General features: G+C 38.6%; 17 protein-coding genes. 8 read left to right on the forward strand and 9 right to left on the reverse strand.

Features of this window, described 5'->3' with window-relative positions; all coding sequences use genetic code 11:
* Together B9A52_RS04915 and B9A52_RS04920 are read right to left on the reverse strand one after the other, a co-directional pair.
* Positions 1-462, reverse strand: coding sequence for a Clp protease ClpB (locus tag B9A52_RS04915; protein ID WP_084123395.1), 462 nt, complete (start codon positions 460-462; stop codon positions 1-3).
* 53 nt (positions 463-515) lie between these two features.
* Complete coding sequence (locus B9A52_RS04920) at positions 516-893, reverse strand: hypothetical protein (RefSeq protein ID WP_084119252.1); 378 nt, start codon at positions 891-893, stop codon at positions 516-518.
* A gap of 285 nt (positions 894-1,178) precedes the next feature.
* Here B9A52_RS04920 and B9A52_RS04925 point away from each other — a divergent pair, with 285 nt between their 5' ends.
* The 3 genes from B9A52_RS04925 (at position 1,179) to B9A52_RS04940 (ending at position 4,661) form a co-directional block, all read left to right on the forward strand.
* A complete protein-coding gene (locus tag B9A52_RS04925) occupies positions 1,179-1,781 on the forward strand; it encodes a trimeric intracellular cation channel family protein (RefSeq protein WP_084119253.1) in 603 nt (200 codons plus the stop codon).
* A 363-nt stretch (positions 1,782-2,144) separates the two neighbouring features.
* On the forward strand, positions 2,145-3,953 hold the full coding sequence (locus tag B9A52_RS04935) for a TrkH family potassium uptake protein (protein WP_084119255.1): 1,809 nt from the start codon (positions 2,145-2,147) through the stop codon (positions 3,951-3,953).
* A 21-nt stretch (positions 3,954-3,974) separates the two neighbouring features.
* The gene (locus B9A52_RS04940) at positions 3,975-4,661 is read left to right on the forward strand and encodes a potassium channel family protein (protein ID WP_084119256.1); all 687 of its coding nucleotides are present in this window, start codon (positions 3,975-3,977) and stop codon (positions 4,659-4,661) included.
* 3 nt (positions 4,662-4,664) lie between these two features.
* On the opposite strand, the gene B9A52_RS04945 is transcribed toward B9A52_RS04940, so the two are convergent.
* Positions 4,665-5,480: an ion transporter gene (locus B9A52_RS04945; RefSeq protein WP_084119257.1), complete on the reverse strand. Its 816-nt coding sequence runs from the start codon at positions 5,478-5,480 to the stop codon at positions 4,665-4,667.
* A gap of 400 nt (positions 5,481-5,880) precedes the next feature.
* Here B9A52_RS04945 and B9A52_RS04950 point away from each other — a divergent pair, with 400 nt between their 5' ends.
* Positions 5,881-6,948 carry a phosphohexose mutase family protein gene (locus tag B9A52_RS04950; protein ID WP_157370071.1) on the forward strand — a complete coding sequence of 356 codons (1,068 nt, stop codon included), beginning with the start codon at positions 5,881-5,883 and terminating at the stop codon, positions 6,946-6,948.
* On the opposite strand, the gene B9A52_RS04955 is transcribed toward B9A52_RS04950, so the two are convergent.
* Positions 6,921-8,198 carry an MFS transporter gene (locus B9A52_RS04955; RefSeq protein ID WP_231955496.1) on the reverse strand — a complete coding sequence of 426 codons (1,278 nt, stop codon included), beginning with the start codon at positions 8,196-8,198 and terminating at the stop codon, positions 6,921-6,923. The genes B9A52_RS04950 and B9A52_RS04955 overlap by 28 nt on opposite strands.
* 96 nt (positions 8,199-8,294) lie before the next feature.
* On the opposite strand from B9A52_RS04955, the gene B9A52_RS04960 reads away from it, so the two are divergent.
* Positions 8,295-8,618, forward strand: a complete 324-nt coding sequence (locus B9A52_RS04960) for a hypothetical protein (RefSeq protein WP_084119259.1) — start codon at positions 8,295-8,297, stop codon at positions 8,616-8,618.
* Positions 8,619-8,663: 45 nt separating this feature from the next.
* On the opposite strand, the gene B9A52_RS04965 is transcribed toward B9A52_RS04960, so the two are convergent.
* Complete coding sequence (locus B9A52_RS04965; RefSeq protein WP_084119260.1) at positions 8,664-10,013, reverse strand: ATP-binding protein; 1,350 nt, start codon at positions 10,011-10,013, stop codon at positions 8,664-8,666.
* A 218-nt stretch (positions 10,014-10,231) separates the two neighbouring features.
* Positions 10,232-11,425, reverse strand: coding sequence for an ATP-binding protein (locus B9A52_RS04970; RefSeq protein ID WP_084119261.1), 1,194 nt, complete (start codon positions 11,423-11,425; stop codon positions 10,232-10,234).
* Between the two features lie 329 nt (positions 11,426-11,754).
* Between B9A52_RS04970 and B9A52_RS04975 the strand changes: the two genes are divergently transcribed.
* The 3 genes from B9A52_RS04975 to B9A52_RS04985 all read left to right on the forward strand — a co-directional run bounded on the left by B9A52_RS04975 (position 11,755) and on the right by B9A52_RS04985 (position 13,794).
* Complete coding sequence (locus B9A52_RS04975) at positions 11,755-12,153, forward strand: hypothetical protein (RefSeq protein WP_084119262.1); 399 nt, start codon at positions 11,755-11,757, stop codon at positions 12,151-12,153.
* 408 nt (positions 12,154-12,561) lie between these two features.
* Positions 12,562-12,969, forward strand: a complete 408-nt coding sequence (locus B9A52_RS04980) for a hypothetical protein (protein ID WP_084119263.1) — start codon at positions 12,562-12,564, stop codon at positions 12,967-12,969.
* Between the two features lie 135 nt (positions 12,970-13,104).
* A complete protein-coding gene (locus tag B9A52_RS04985; protein WP_157370072.1) occupies positions 13,105-13,794 on the forward strand; it encodes a hypothetical protein in 690 nt (229 codons plus the stop codon).
* Between the two features lie 2 nt (positions 13,795-13,796).
* Here the strand turns inward: B9A52_RS04985 and B9A52_RS04990 are convergent, their stop codons facing one another.
* Genes B9A52_RS04990 through dcm form a run of 3 tightly spaced genes read right to left on the reverse strand, consistent with a single transcriptional unit; the run spans position 13,797 to position 16,626 of the window.
* Positions 13,797-14,570, reverse strand: a complete 774-nt coding sequence (locus B9A52_RS04990) for an HNH endonuclease (protein WP_084119265.1) — start codon at positions 14,568-14,570, stop codon at positions 13,797-13,799.
* Between the two features lie 26 nt (positions 14,571-14,596).
* The gene (locus tag B9A52_RS04995; RefSeq protein WP_084119266.1) at positions 14,597-15,322 is read right to left on the reverse strand and encodes an Eco47II family restriction endonuclease; all 726 of its coding nucleotides are present in this window, start codon (positions 15,320-15,322) and stop codon (positions 14,597-14,599) included.
* A 38-nt stretch (positions 15,323-15,360) separates the two neighbouring features.
* The gene (dcm, locus tag B9A52_RS05000; protein WP_084119267.1) at positions 15,361-16,626 is read right to left on the reverse strand and encodes a DNA (cytosine-5-)-methyltransferase; all 1,266 of its coding nucleotides are present in this window, start codon (positions 16,624-16,626) and stop codon (positions 15,361-15,363) included.
* Positions 16,627-16,727: the final 101 nt, after the last annotated feature.

The following is a 16,727-nucleotide window of genomic DNA, read 5'->3' on the forward strand; positions in this document are numbered from 1 at the left end:
TTAGGCCCGGACCTTTTTCCAATAAAAATATCCAAGGCCAACAGTGCTGAGGAAAAAAATCAAAGTAGTCCATTCGTAGATTCTTTTGCTTGATTGCTGTTCTATGGCCTGAAGGTCTTTTTCTTCCAAGGCTCTCTTTAAGAGGGCAATTTCTCTTTCCAGCTTTTGGGAAATAAATTTGTAGTCGTTCTTTTCGTAGGTAATCTCTGTTTTCTCGATTTCACCCAGAAGTCTCAATTCCTCTATGATCTGATTGTCTTTTTGGATGATGCGCTCCATCCAATCATTGGTTTCGATCATATCCTTTTTGGTCCGGTTGCCAAAAATCCCGGACTTCTTGGATTCTGAGGATTTCCATTCTCTGTGCATGCTATCCCTCTCTTTTAGGAGTTTATCGAGTTTGGCTTGCGCAAATACGGTCACCGGAAAAATAAGGAGAAGTACAATCAGGTATTTTTTCATTCCTTGATATAACATTTTAATAAGAGTAACTCAAATTATATGCCGAAAAGAAATCACCTTGATTTCAATCTATCCTTAGACCTTCTTTTAAATGCCCCTTTCCTTCTTTTGTTGTTGGTGTAGAAATTATACATAAAATTGACTGCAAAAACAGCGATGGTCAGCGGAATAAAAAGATCAGGAAGCATACTTTTTATACCGATAAGTATGAATAAAGAAGCAATGATGCCTATTTTGTAAGTGGTATGGCTTTCCGGATAAATTTTACCGATGAGATAAAGACTCGATGCCTCAATCACCAAAGTCACCACAATCAGATAAGTCAACATATCCTTCATGGTGGTATCATTGGACCACACCACCCATGCCAGACCGGCCGCCACTAAAATAAGGCTGAGGGATTGTATCGAAGTATTCAATCTTTCTTTCATTTGGTTTTTGGGCTATGGTGATATTTTTCAATAAGATAGATAATTAGCAAAGAATATCAAAAAACAAGGATATGCTTTTATGGCAATCAAAAAACAATTTCCTTTGGATGGATAAATATGTATGTACGCAATGATGCCAGTAAAATGGTAATTCAATTTAATTCTCGGTAGGAAACTGAAATGTCCGGTACATCGGACTTCCGACATCGGACTTCCGACCCGTTTGAAAGCGAATATTGGGTTACTGGAAAAGAAGCAGATAATCATTATTGATAAAATTATTATATGGATTTACAATATCCGCTTGAACTGATCGGGACATTTGTGTTTGCAATATCCGGTGCCCTGGCTGTCCGGGACAGGGAACATGACCTTTTCGGGGCAGGGTTTACCGGGTTTATTACGGCCATAGGCGGAGGTACATTGCGGGATGTCCTGTTGGGATCTTATCCTTTGGTCTGGATCGGGGATATCCATTTTTTGTATGCGATTTTATTGGGGGTTTTAGCGGCATTTATTTTTCCGGGATTTTTGCTCAAACTCAGAAAAACCATGTTTTTGTTTGATACTTTGGGGATTGCTTTTTTCACGGTCCTGGGAGTTGAAAAAGCACTCAGCCTGGGAGTCAGGCCTGAAATTGCCGCTATCATGGGGATGTTTACCGCCGTGATGGGCGGGGTGATTCGGGATACATTGACCAATGAAATCCCGATTTTGTTCAGCAAGGAAATATATGCCTCTGCCTGCCTGACCGGCGCCATTTTGTATTTGATTTTAAACTATTTTGGATTGGAAAGGGATTACAACCTGTTGATATCTATTTCAGTTATTATCAGTATCCGGTTGATAGCAGTCAAATACAAATTGAGTTTGCCAAGATTGGACTGAGAAAATTCCCAATAGGAATTTCCGACTATATACAAGTTATGGACAATTCTGAGAACCAAATGAACCATCCTGTATTTTTGGTGAAAGGCTATACAATTAATGAAAAAAGGTTACTGGAGCTTCAAAAAACAATAAAACTGGTTAACAGGACAATCCAGCTTATCAGATTGAAAAAAACAGACTTTATCTTTATGGTGCAGAAAGCCAATCTAGAATGGTTTTTGTTGCCTTAGAAGATTAAATTAAATGAATAGATTACAGCAAATCACTCCAAATTCGTAATTCTTCTCTTCTGGGTTAATAATTTATTCCTATTATTTTTTTTCATTATTGGCAATACTTACATTTCGTCAGCAAATCAATATGTCTTCGGATCCATTTTTCAATAGTCCCGATCAAAGATTGCTCCTGATCAAAAAGATCTTTGGAGTCAATAACAAAGTCCTTCAGCTTTTAAGCTTTTTGGCCTTTGCGGTATTGGTATATGATCTTGGATTTACGGAAGAAAGCCAGATTGGATTTTTTAAAATTTTCTATAATGTTATCCTGGTACTACTTGCCATTGGCTTAACTATCCGTTTGTTTTCTGAATTCGAAAGGTACAAACGGGCTAGATTCATCACAGAAATTTTTATCATCTTATTGCTTTTATTTGCAGCAATGGTCAATTTGGATTGGATCAATCTGGGGTTTTCACAGAAAATCGTCAATCTTCATATCAATACCTTTCTTGCCAATCTTGTCATTCTGATACTTTTTTTGATTGAACTCAGCAAGTTGGCGCTGAATGTGAATCAGCTTGCAATCCATCCTGCGATGGTCTTTATTATGAGCTTTTTAATTGTGATTCTGATAGGAGCCGGCCTTTTGCTTTTGCCAAATGCCACCCATAATGGGATTTCTTTGATTGATGCACTTTTTACGTCCACCTCAGCTGTTTGTGTTACCGGATTGATAGTATTGGACACTTCCTCTGATTTTACTTTTATGGGTCAATTTATCATCATGATTTTGTTTCAGGTAGGTGGTCTGGGGATGATGACCTTCACAAGCTTTTTCGGTTTTTTCTTCAAAGGATCTTATTCACTGCAAAATCAGCTTTTTCTGAAAGATTATATCAACGAAGAAAAAATTAGTGCCATCAATTCCTCTTTGATCAAAATAATCATGTTTACCTTGATTGTAGAAGGCGCGGCGGCCTTAATGGTCTATTCAGTTGTGGACAAGGGACTATTCGATAATTTTGGAGACCGAGTTTTTTTTGCGGTATTCCATTCCATTTCAGGTTTCTGTAATGCTGGATTTTCCACCTTAGGGAATGGCTTGTACGAAGCGGGTTTTAGGACAGCATATCACATGCACTTGATCATTGCCATTACCATTATTATCGGAGGTATTGGTTTTCCTGTGGTCTTGGGCTATTATAACTATCTCAGGCATTTGGTCATCGGCACAAAAAAAATGATCACGGGGGAAGAAGAATATAGACATGCCCCCAGAGTGGTCAATATCAACATCAGGTTAATCGTTTACACTACCTTTATTTTATTGGTTTTGGGAATTGTGACCTATTATTTGTTCGAGGCTGAACATACCCTCAAAGGATTGAGTGGCTATGGCAAATTTGTGACGGTGATTTTTGGTGCTGTCACACCAAGAACTGCAGGGTTCAATACTGTGGACATGAGTGCCCTTGCGATGCCGACGATTTTGATCTATCTAATTCTGATGTGGATCGGAGCTTCGCCGGGGTCAACAGGGGGCGGATTAAAAACCAGTACCATAGCCGTTGCCGTATTGAATACCATCAGCATTGCAAAAGCCAAAGACCGGGTGGAAGTATTCAACAGACAGATCAGCAACGAAACCATTCGCAAGGCATTTGCTGTCATTTTGCTATCTTTCCTTGTCATCGGATTGGGGGTTTTCCTTGTCATCCTTTTCAATCCTGAATTGGCATTGATCCATGTTGCCTTTGAGATTTTCTCCGCTTTTTCCACAGTAGGACTGAGTTTGGGAATTACAGGTGACCTGACCACGGGCAGTAAACTTGTGGTCACAGTCATCATGTTTATGGGCAGGGTTGGGACCTTGACCATTTTAGTGGCTTTCTTTAGAAAAGTGCGTACCCTGAAATATAAATATCCTGAAGAAAGTGTTTTCATCACATAACTTGCAAAAAAATTCATCCATATGAAATATATCATCGTAGGCTTAGGGAATTTTGGGGGCTACCTTGCTGCCCGACTCACCGATTTGGGGCATGAGGTAATTGGGGTTGATTCCAAGGAGGAAAGAGTGGAACCGCTAAAGGATGCCATAACTCATGCCATCACCATGGATGCAACCGATGTGCATGCCGTCAAAACCCTCCCCCTAAAGGATTGTCATGTAGTTGTCATTGCCATTGGGGAGAATTTTGGCGCTTCTATCATGGTGACTGCAATTTTCAAACAACTCAAAGTTAAAAGATTGATCAGCAGGTCTATCAATAAAGTCCATGAGACAGTCATCAAGGCCATAGGTGTGGACGAAATCATCCACCCTGAGGAAGATTCTGCCGAGAGGATGGCCAAAAGGCTACAGATGAAAGGAGTATTGGATTCCTTGGATGTTTCCGATGATTACAATATCATTGAGGTAAAAGTCCCTGAGAGATATGTCGGACTGACCATAGCGGAGACCAAAATCAGACTGGATTACAATATCAATATCCTCACCCTGATCAAAATGGAAGAAAAGCTCAATATTTTTGGGATCAAATCCAAAATCAAAAAGGTGGCAGGTGTAGTCACTCCAGAAACAAAAATTGAGGAAGGTGATATTTTATTGATGTTTGGGCACATCAAAGATCTTCAGGAAATTCTCAGCTTGGAATAAACCTTATTTCAATCTATCCCCACAGAATTTACAGTATTTGGCATCTTTATCATGCTGGGTCTTCCCACAGGAATCACAGGTTTTTTCTTGGGATATTTTCCTTCTTACATTGGCAGCGGTCATTTCAGAGGTGACTATCCCTGTGGGCACGGCAATAATGCCATAACCCATCAACATGATCATGGAAGCCACAAATTTGCCTATAGATGTCATGGGAGTAATATCTCCAAAACCCACTGTCGTCAAAGTTACTATCGCCCAATACATGGACATAGGAATACTGGTAAAACCGTTTTCAGGCCCTTCTACAATGTACATGACCGTACCTGATATCAACACAATGGTAAGCATGGAAGCTATGAAAATCTGGATTTTATTCCGGCTGGCCCTCAATGCTTCAGAAAGATATTCCGCATCTTTCAGATACCTGCCCAACTTCAAGACCCTAATCACCCGAAGCAACCTAAGAGAACGAATGACGACCAGAAACTGTGTATTCAAAATAAAAATGCTGAGATAAGTGGGCACTATGGCTAGCAGATCCACGATGCCATAAAAACTAAAAACATATCCCCATTTCCTTTTGCTCAACCATAGGCGGAGACCGTATTCAATGGTGAAAAGAATGGTAAATGCCCATTCCAGAACATAAAAAAAAGATCCATAGGCTAGATGAAGATCCACCACGGAGTCCAGCATTACCACTCCAACACTCCCCAAAATCAGGACCAAAAGGACAACATCAAATGTTTTTGCAGCCCGATCGTCATGCTCAAAAACTATATGGGCCAACCTGGCTTTGGTAGGAAATTTTATCATTGGTGGAGGTTTTGTCGAAGTTAGCGGTAGCAATGAAATATTCCAAGGGATTTCAATTTCAAATCATTTCTCCGACAAAAACTTCCCCATACAAGTCCCGCTTATGCGTTTTGGACTTTCAACTGTGGATAACTTCCTGTAAAATTCCCGGATCAAAGCCTGTGATTAAGAGATATTAAGTAGCAGAATTGCCTAAACCTTAACTTTTACTTCATATTGCCCTATTCTTTCAATACCTTTACAGTATATATTCAATTGAAACACACATTTGGTTTTGCCGGCGCTTAGGATGTTTGATTTTTTTCCCAGAAACCGATAACCTTCCAAATAATCAATCGCAACTCTAGAGGGCTTCTTCTGCGCTTTAATTTGGCAAAAATACCAACCTTAATAAATGACAATGGAATCACTTCAAATGGAACAAATTAAAGAACTGCAAGAAGAAAATCAGCCACCTGTTAATAATAAAGTACTCATTGCCTCCTATTCTGAAGATGAAGCCTTGGTCAGTGCGATTCGGGAATCCGGATTGGAATCAGAATGGATGTTTTTGGAAGGTAAGGAAGATGAAATAGACAATGTGTTCAATTTTCTGACTTTAAAACCTGCCATCAATAAGGCCATAGAAGAGGAACATGGTTTGATTATCGGAGTGGAACCCAATCACGAAAGGATTACCCTTGCTGTCAGAAAATATAAAAAGGGCTCTTTTATTGTATTGAACAGCCATCAGGTTGCTGCCATTTTGTTGAAATTATGGTTGGATTCCGACAAATATGAAAACCTGATCTGCGTCAAATCCATTCATACTTCCGATCTGATTGAATACATGGCCATCAAGTCCGGATTGAATTGTCTCAGTGAAATCATTGAGCCGGGAGAATTGAAAAATGCCGTGCGGGAAATACAAAAGACCGCCGAAAATGAACCTATCTGTGGATTCAATATTGACCAACAGGTTTTTCATTCCGAACTGTCATTTTCGGAAATCATCCTCGCCATTGCAAAAAAAGAAAATGAATATAGGGAAGCCGGCCTGACACTTTTTGATTACTTATTGGAGATATACCAGGAATTCGGTTTTTATAAAGAAAAAACCATTACCGTGGATATCAGCTCAAAAACCCAAAAAACCCACCTGCTTTCCATCATGGACAAGATCAGAAAAAATCCAAAGTACCTGGAGTCGATTTTTCCGCTGAATACCATCACGGATTACAGGAAAGGCAGTAAAATCAGCATTATGACCGATAAGGTCAATTCCTTTGCGGGAAGCAAGGAAAATATCCTGAAAATGGAATCCACCAATAACCTGTCCGTAACATTTGCTCCTACAGATTCCAAAATGACCTATTATATCAGTATCAAAGGCGGGATGACTTCCAAGGAAAAATACGCTGACAAAAACAAGGAAATGGATGAGGAGATCCTGAAAGTGATTCAGATGCTGAACAGGGGGAATTTGTGATTTTTCCCGATTCTTTTCAACTTAAACTTCCACTTCGCCACGGAATACTTGGGAATGGAACGTATGGAGAGAAAAATGATCAGGGCCAATATCCCCAAAGTGACAGGAAATACAGTCTCAAAACCCAAGCCTGCATCCAATATCACCCCGAATAATGTAGGCCCTACGGCAGAACTCAGGACCATAATGGAGGAGAACAGACTCCGGACAGTTCCGATATATTTCTGACCAAAAAACTCCACCTGCAGTGCAGCCACAGTGGCACTGCCAAATCCCACCGACAAACCCATAAATACCATATACACATACATGGCCCAAAGATTAGGTACCAACCAAATGACCATCAGTGAAATAAAATACGGAATCAGATAAAAGGGGAAAAATGCCCTTGCCCGGTATTTGTCAATCAGAGGTCCTGCCGTCAATATACTGAATGCACTTGCCATAGCAAAGGCCGTCAAGCCCCCTGCGATGATTCCCTGATTCCAACCTTTGAATTCAACAATGGCAAATTGGTAAAAGAAAAGACCGGTAATGGCAAAGGGAATAAAGAAAATATTCGGGGCCAACAACCAAAATTCTTTGGATTTCATGATGTCCCGTTGACGGATTTTATCCACCTTGTTCTCTTTTGCACTAGTATTGGATTTGTCCTCAGTTTCAGGCTTCAAATACTCCTCCTTCAGTACAAATACCGTGAACAAAATGACCAACGTCGACACCAAAGCTGCATTGATCCAAAGGGATTCCCGCCATCCCACCACACCGATCAATATCAAAATAAGAGCCGGTAATACGGCCTGACCCAAAGGATGTCCCAAAGAAGCCAATGAAATGGCCTTGCCCCGGTTCACATCAAAATAACGGGACATGGAAGTAATCGCAATATGGGAATACAAACCCTGCCCGGCCAACCTCAGCCCCAAAAATGCCACCGGAATATACCACCATGACTGCGCAAAACTGAAAAACAACAGGGAGATAATAAACAATGCCGTTGTCGCCAAAGTAAAAGTTTTTAAAGGAATAGTATCAATCAGCTTGCCAACCTTGGGCAACAATGTGGCACTGACAATGGTAGCTACGCCATAAAATGTGGAAATCAATCCGTTGGAAAGTGTAAACTCCTCCATCACAAAGGGAACATACAGGGCCAATAAAAATGTCTGCCCAAAGCTCGATAAGGCAGTCATCATGATGCCAAAAATGACCAGGACCCTATTTTTTCTGATAAACTGAAGGTAGTTCAAAGGCTGAAAGGTTGATGATAAAGAAATGCTCTATATCAAATACAAATCTACGATAAAATATTCCCCTTATCTTCTTGAAGCGCAGCTTATGCAACAATGATCAACCTGTTCTTCTTGGTTCTGTTTACACTTTATGTGGTTATCCGCTCCCCTAGAATTTCACAAACCTACATCGGTCATCGGACATCCGAAATTATTTTCTCATTTTCAGTCCACCCCGAGAAATTGTCATCGATTTTCAGGAAAGCAGGCAAAATAACAGAGCGCTATGAAAAAATGGGCAAGACAGTCTATATACGCCACTTGGACAGTTCAAGCCGGGTGCTATTGGCCAAAGCCGAAAAGATCATCCATGTCAACTTTACCGACGATGATCCTGCTTTTAAGATTGTATTGGAAGAAGGTCGGGTGATGGGGTAAGAATTGAATGACTAAATAGACCACATACATGAGGTTGTATGTGGTCTATTTATGGTTATAGTTTTGAAAGAAATATTCAAGATAAAATTCCAGTTGGGTACCCAGATAGTACGGTAAGTTGATCAGATAGAAAGGTTTTCCCGATATTGTTTCTGTATTTTCAATTTCAAACTTTCCCGCATAAAATCTAACCGCAACAGAGTGATTACACCTGTCGATAAATTGGTGGAGTGACCTTAGGGATCCTGAGCTCCCGGATTTTACTTCAACAGGTATAAGAAATTTGCCAAAAGGAAAAATTATATCCACCTCAGAATTGGAATCTTTTTCTTGTCTGACCCAAAAATGGCTGACAGAGTCTTTGTTTTCTATAGTAGAGTTAATTTCTTGTGCCACCAAATGCTGTATAACCCTTCCTCTGTGGACATCATCTAAATCCTCTACCTGAATCATGCTTGCTTGGAGACCCATCGCCTGATTCCACAAGCCCGTATCCACAAACTGCAACCTTGGTCTCTTTTTATAATCAACCACCAAAGGCGGTTTAACGGATGTAGTTGGGTAAACCAACCGGATCAATTTAGCCATATCCAATGCCCTGAGCGCTTCGCCGACCTCTCTACTTCGGTAATTGGAATTTCCAAATCCTTCAAACTTAATTCTGTCCAATTCGAAAGGGGCCGTATCGATTACATGTCGGATAATCCGTCTCTCAGTCTCATTTTTAGAATATTTTTCCACATCATCCTTATAGGATTGCCATAATTTAGTGTATCGTTCAGACAGAAGGGCAAAAACTTTATTTTGTACATACTCTGAAACAATCCCGGGCATACCTCCGACCAAAGTAAAATCATGGAAATGCTTTTTCAGGGTTTGATATGCATATTCAGGAACAGGGACTTTCCTCAATACTTCCAAAGCTGGGCTTTGACCTATTGCCCCAAGGTATTCCTCAAAATTCAAAGGGTGAAGGAAAAGGTAATCTACTCTTCCTACTGGAAAATTAGGCACTTTTGATAAAGCAAACTCCAATAAGGATCCTGCTGCTATAACATGTATATCTTGATGTTCTTCAAAAAAATACCTTAGCTGACTGATGGCATTTGGGCTTTCCTGAATTTCATCTATGAAAAGCAGTGTTTTGCCTTTTTCGGGAACTACTCCCTTGTACAAATAGATCGCATTTAGGATTTTATTAGTTTCATCCAATTCGAAAAGCTTTTTATCAGCTTCTTTTTCAAGGTTCAACTCTAAATAAACAGAAAACTCACTAGAGAATTGTCTGACTAATGTAGTTTTTCCAACTTGTCTTGCTCCTCTGATCAACAGTGGCTTTCTGTTTTCAGAATCCTTCCATTGGATCAGCTTTTTGTAAGAATTTCTTAAGATCATTTATGCTTTGTAACAAAGAGGGGGTAAAAATAATGATTTTTTGTAACAAAGAGGGGGTTATTATAGACTATTTTGTAACAAAGAGGGGGTTAATTCTCGACTTTTTTGTAACAAAGAGGGGGTAATTTTAGAAAGCCAGGGATAAGGAACGGTATTTTTCCCACTGATTTCGCCCAAATCGTTGAATCTATGCTACTGATTCCGCGGGAGACTTTCTACTAATACAAAAAGCCAAACAGCCACAATGGAAGGGATTTTCCAACTGGATATTCTATTTCGTCTTTGACTACCCATGCATTCTCAACATTTGACAACTGACTCATATCCTTGTTTTTACCCCCTATTTCAAATGTGAATTTTCCATCAACCAAAAAATCACCTGATTTGGGATAACTTGTGTTATGCATCGAACCTACCTGATTACTAAAAAATATTTCTCTTACTGTACCAGTTGACGGAGTTTCCTTAGAAAGTGCAAATAGTAGATTGGTGTTTTCCAAAAAGATTTTCTCAGGTTTTTGCAGGACAGCAACGCTACTTCCTGCCGGATATAGCAAAGTCAATAGCCTTGCTTCTTGTAAAAAGTAGAGATAATTGTTGATGGAGTTTCTGTGAATCCCGGTTTTCTCTGCCAAGCTATTAATATTGGGTTTAAATGGTACCTGTTGCGCTACCACAAATAACAATTGCATCATCTTCTTTGCGTGTCGAATATCAAAGCCCTTCAATTCAGCCATATCATATTCCACAATCAACCTTGTTTGTTGCCTTAACCGCTGAAAATATCCCAATCTGTCTTCTGCCTGGTAAGGATAATATCCAAACCTCAGATATTCTTGAAAATTTGCAAGGGGTTTAAATTCTTGCGGAAATTTTTTTCTGACAATACCCTCTGAGGTCAGAATTTCCTCCAAACTAAGCTTAGGGAATTTTATGCCATATTGAAAATCCAAAAACTCTCTATATGAAAGCCCTTTTAGTTCATACATCAATGCTCTTCGACTCAAATCACCCTCCTGTTTGGAAATGTCAATTATGGAAGAACCTGTGAACACTACCTGTAAATCATGAAACCTGTCATATAGATTTTTTATTTCCTGAGCCCAGGTTGGATATTTATGCACTTCATCCAAAACAAGTATTTTTCCTCCTTGCTGGTAAAATAACTTCGCTGTTTCAACTAAGCTGTTTCCTGCAAAAAATATATCATCCAATGAAAAATAAGCCTTTTGTCTTGTTGGAATATCCACTTCCTTCAGCCATTGCAATAGCATGGTCGTCTTCCCTGTACCCCTTGAGCCTTTGATTCCTATCAACCTGTTATTCCAATTGATTTGAAAATAGAGATACCGTCTGAAAGTCAAAGAGACTCTATTGAGGAGATTCTCAGAATTTAACAATAGATCTTCCATATCTGCACATGTATTTATGCAATATTAATCAATTTATGCATATGTACATGTGCATTTATAAACATTCTTGCACTTGTACTTATGCAAAATAGTCAATTTAAATGATTTCCCTGACCTTCCACAGAAAAAGTCGTCTACAACATCTGCGCGGTCTCCGTGATCTGGGGGAAGTAAAAATCGGCTCGTTGTTGTGGAAAAACCGACTCTGAAAGCGGGCCATGTATTGGTGAAATTCCAGACCAATTCAGGTACAGAAATTTATTTTTCTTGTTTAATTATAAATCAGAATCAATCGTATATTTTTAAATAAAACTTCACCCTTCCCACGTATGAAAAACTTCCGCCTGATTGGACTAATGCTCTTTATTTTAATGACGGGCAATTCATGCAAAACCTATAAAAGCCTTGAAAGGGTAAAACCAAAAACTGATTCCGCTTCCATTGCAGAGCAAGTCCAAAAATTAAAGCCCGGAGATTTAATCATGGTCTTTGAAAAAAGCGGAAGCATCAAGGAGATGGAATATGTCATTACCGAAGAGGGGGTTTTAAGGGGATTCGGGGCAAAAGGAAACCAAGCCGATCTGATTTCAATCCGGCTTGATGACATCGTAAAAATAGAAGCCAAAAAATTCAACGTGGGAAAGTCAGTATTATTAACCGGTGCTGTAGTAGCTTCTGCTTACCTTATTGTGGGTATTATTTTATTGGCGGCATGGAGTGCGCAATAGTAGACTTGGAAGTTAGATTTCAGGGTTTTTAGGTGATGCTGCCTTTTGCTTTGGTGGGAATGTGGGTCTGAGGGAGTACCATGTAACATCCTTCTCGGCGGACAAGTAGTAAAAAGCACAAAGAATTGAGTTATTGGAGGGATGACCTCTAATGTTGAAAAATTTATCCTTGTCATTTCCCTGTCGGCCGACAGGGAAGTAGAGAGAAGTCTGTAACTCCAAGGGAAGTAAACCTTATAGTGGAGACACGCACATTTTCGATATAAACAACATATTAATCGTCCAAAAACCAAATAAACAAAACTTTCGTTTTTATTTTACTTCAGATACAGAAATTTATTTTTTCCGTCTATTTTCAAATCGGTAAGAAACGCTTATTTTTAATTTAAACTTTTACCCAAACATCTTATGAAAAATTTCCGCCTGATTGGACTAATGCTCTTTATTTTAATGATGGGCAATTCATGCAAGACCTATATGAGCCTGGAAAAGGTAGAACCAAGATCTGATTCCGCTTCCATAGCAGAGCAAGTTCAAAAATTAGAACCCGGAGATTTAATACAGGTCTGGCAAAAAAGCGGAAGCTTCAAGATGATGCAATTTGTCAGTACCGAAGAGGGGGTTATAAGGGGATTTGGAGCAACGGGAAACGCAGGAGATCCGGTTTCAATAAGGCTTGAGGACATCGAAAAAATAAAAGTCAAAAAAGTTAGTGTGGGAAAGACAGTATTATTAACCGGCGGTATAGTTGCTTCCGTCTTCCTTCTCTGGTACATTGCTACGGTAATCTTTATAAACGCAGCATTTGGGTCTTGATAATAAACGCAGCTTTATAGATTTGGAAGTTAACTTTCAAGATTTTTGGGCGATCGGAAATTAAAGTCGGGTGGATTTTTGTTGGTAGCAAATTCCGGTAGGCGGGGTCGATTAGTAGCGGAATATCGGTTTCCTTTGAAGAGCAGATTTTTGGTCGCATTGTTTTTTATAGGCATCAGGGAAATATATCCCGACAGTTTTTGTCAATCACTTGTACTCTACTTTTTAGCTGTTCATCTTGCGGGCATGGAGATGGGGGGTAAAATCAGGATTTTGGAGGAGTATTTGGGTGAAGTGGAAAGTTATGCGGATGGGTTAAATATGGAACAAACCACTAACCAAAGAATACTTGAATTGATGTTTCATTCATTGGAAGATGATGGTTTTTTTAAAGCACTTGAATTACAATATGGCAAGGTAATTCCGCTATATCATGCAACTGATTTGAATTCCTACGAAAAGATAAAAGAGGAGGGTTTAGTATTGCATCAAGGCTCAAATTATCTCCACTTTGGTAATCCCAGTCAAATTTACTTTCAAATCGGGAAGTCTGATTATGTGGACAGTTACCGATCTGTTTTGTTAAAATACAATGCTCCCATAGAATGGTTAGGCCAATTTGGATTTGCAGATTTAGATAATGTCACTGTTCAGGATGAGGATTTATTAAAATTTGGAATATCCCTCGAACAAATCACTTCAGAAATGAAAGATTTTCTGAAATATTACATCTGGAATGAATTTAAGATAGAAGGTATGGAGATTATGATTAGGGATTTGGATTTAGTAGGTATAGGTCAAATTTTTCCAGAAAGGATTCTGTGATTTTATTTTTGAAATCTGGTTGTAAAATGATAATCTAAAAATTCCTTATCTGGGAGATATCTTCCTGGCAATAAAATTTTTTGTTTATGATATTTTTCAAAATATAAATTAGCCACATCTGTTCCTTGTAATTCTGGAACCTTTGTCGAAACCAATATTTGATAATTAGTATCAATTGTTATTAGACCTAATTCATAAGCTCTGTCATGGAGAGGATTAAGACAAAGCCCATTTCTGGGATTCATCCTGTTTTTTTCATCAACACTCCAAGGGATAATATGACCTGCAACTAGTAGACTAGGATGATTAATTCCTGTAATGCAACAGGTGTTTTTATATGATGCTAAAATCGCCTTTCTGAAGAAATTTTGATTTACTCTGGTTTTAACTATTTGTTCCCGTACAAGCCCCTCCTTAGGTAAATCCGCTTCATCTATATCATTCAAGACCTCAACTGTAACATGTTCAAATTTGGCTCTCAATTTTTCACTTTCAAAACTCGTCTCTTCAATATTCCCATAAAATTCATTCCAAATCTTTTCATCCAATTTACTGGTATTTTTTAAGCCTCCGACTCCTCTTTCCTGTAAACTAGGATCGAAGCTCCCAAAATTTCCAAGTTTGAAAACAATTGAACTAGGAGTTCTTCCTAGTAATTTGGCAAGCTTGATTACTTCAGGGTTTCCTTGGTGTATTTTTCCAAACTCAAGCTTCCAATAGAGATTTATTGCCAAAATCAGTTCTTCTCGCTTCCAAAGTTTTTGTCCTACTTTCATTAGAAAAGGTAAATGGTATTATGTATTTATCCCTTAGAGTGCGAACTTCCATAAGCTAGTTCAAAGTATTTTATCATTTGGTTTATGGTATCACTTTTAAATTCTTTTCCCGTAAGCTTCTGGATAACCGTGGGAAGTGTTTGGTACAAATTAAACAAGGCGTTTGGGTCTCCTGTGACGATTTCATAAAAACTTGCCCCATCAATAAGTCTGATATCATGATTTTCTGAAAACTTGGTTCCTTTTTCTTTGTCAGATGGGTTAAAGAAAGTATTTATTCTGGTAGGTTTTTTTGGGATTATGGTCACATAATAAGCTGTATAGCCTTTGAAGGTGCTATATTTATTACTGACCAAATTCTCCATCGCTTGGTAAAGTCCTGACAAATCTGATCCTTTGACGGTATTATATTTGTTTTTAATTTCAGCAATTATTTTTTTATCATGGTTGACTAAATCCATGATCTGACCTGTTTCCAAATTTTCCCAGCTACCAACTCCTCCTAGGATAATTTGGTGAAAGTCCCCCACATGATTTTGAAGAGATTTCTGTGCCTGACGAGTTTTTTCTGCAATCAACCATTCATCATGCGAGATATTAAATCCTGCAATCTGAAAAATCGCCGAAAACGGATCAAGAACATTTTTATTGAAATCAGTTTCTGATTTTTGGAGTGATTTATCAGCTATGATGAGGAGTTTTTCAACGGCATTAATCAGAAATTCATCTGAAATCCAAGGAAGTAATTGCATGTTGTATGAAGAATTTCATACAAACTAAAGAAACTCTTTTATCTAGACAAATTATAAGCCTTATTTACTTTAGAAAATTTATCTGAATAATAGTTGTTTAAAAACTTCACAATAGCATATCCTACTTCCTGACCTAGGTTAACGGGCACAGCATTTCCTATCTGCTTATACTGTTGAGCAAGCGAGCCTGCAAATTTCCATTCATCTGGAAAAGTTTGAATTCTTGCATATTCCCTAACAGTGAAAGGCCTTGTTTCTTCAGGATGACATCTTTCAGTTTGCTTTTGGGCAGGGCTGCATGTCAAAGTAAGAGAGGGTTCATCCCAACCAATTCTTCTAGCCATACCTGTTTTGCCTCCTCCCAGATAGAAGCTTCCGCCCATATATTCTTTTTGGATGTCCTCAGGAAGGTCACGCCAATATCCTTTTGGAGGAATCATATCCAATACTTTCTTTTTATAGGATGGATATTTTGCACCAGATGATTTGGGAACATCTGTGTCAAACAATGACCCTTTCTTCAGCGCATCTTCCAAATTGTAGATCCTTTTATGTGGTTTTGGGTAATTGAAATCAATGTTAATATCCTTTCTGACTCCGACCAAAATCAATCGTTCCCGCTTTTGAGGTACGCGGTAATGAATAGCCTTTAAAACTTTTACGGGTACTACTCTATACCCGATTTCATCCAAAATAGAAATCATGCCTTGTAAGGTCTTGCCTTTTTCATGGCTTAGTAAACCTCTTACATTTTCTCCTATACAAATTGCCGGATTCACCTCCTGAACTACCCTGGCAAATTCATAAAACAGTGTTCCCCTTGCATCATTGAGTCCTAGTTTTTTACCAGCATAGCTAAAGGCTTGACATGGAAACCCACCTGTTACCACATCCACTTTATTTCTATATTCCGAAAAATTAAAGTCTTTAATATCTCCCTCTAGAACATTCCAATTAGGTCTATTATTTCTCAAAGTTTCACAAGCCCATTTGTCAATTTCATTTAAGGCAACGCATTTTATTCCTGCTTTTTCCAATCCAATACCTAATCCTCCTGCTCCTGCAAAAAGCTCTAAAACTGTATATTCATATTCTGGCTCTACGAAATTAGACACTTCGTTCTCAATTACTTCGTCAAACATGCTTCCAAGGAGCAATTGCACATCAGTTTTTCTATAGACACGATAGTTGGAAACAGGTTCACGTACAGCATTCAAGATGCCCTCTTTATCCCATCTTCTCAATGTTTCTTTGCTTTTGCCCACAATGTCAGCAGTTTCAGCAAGCGAATAATATTTTTTCATAACCAAATTATTAAACCTTATACAATGGTTACAAATATAATGTTAATGTTTCCACTATAGCAAAAACTATCATATCTTTAATTTTTAACAGAATTGTTCAA

This window comes from Aquiflexum balticum DSM 16537 (assembly GCF_900176595.1).
Taxonomy (GTDB): Bacteria; Bacteroidota; Bacteroidia; order Cytophagales; family Cyclobacteriaceae; genus Aquiflexum; species Aquiflexum balticum.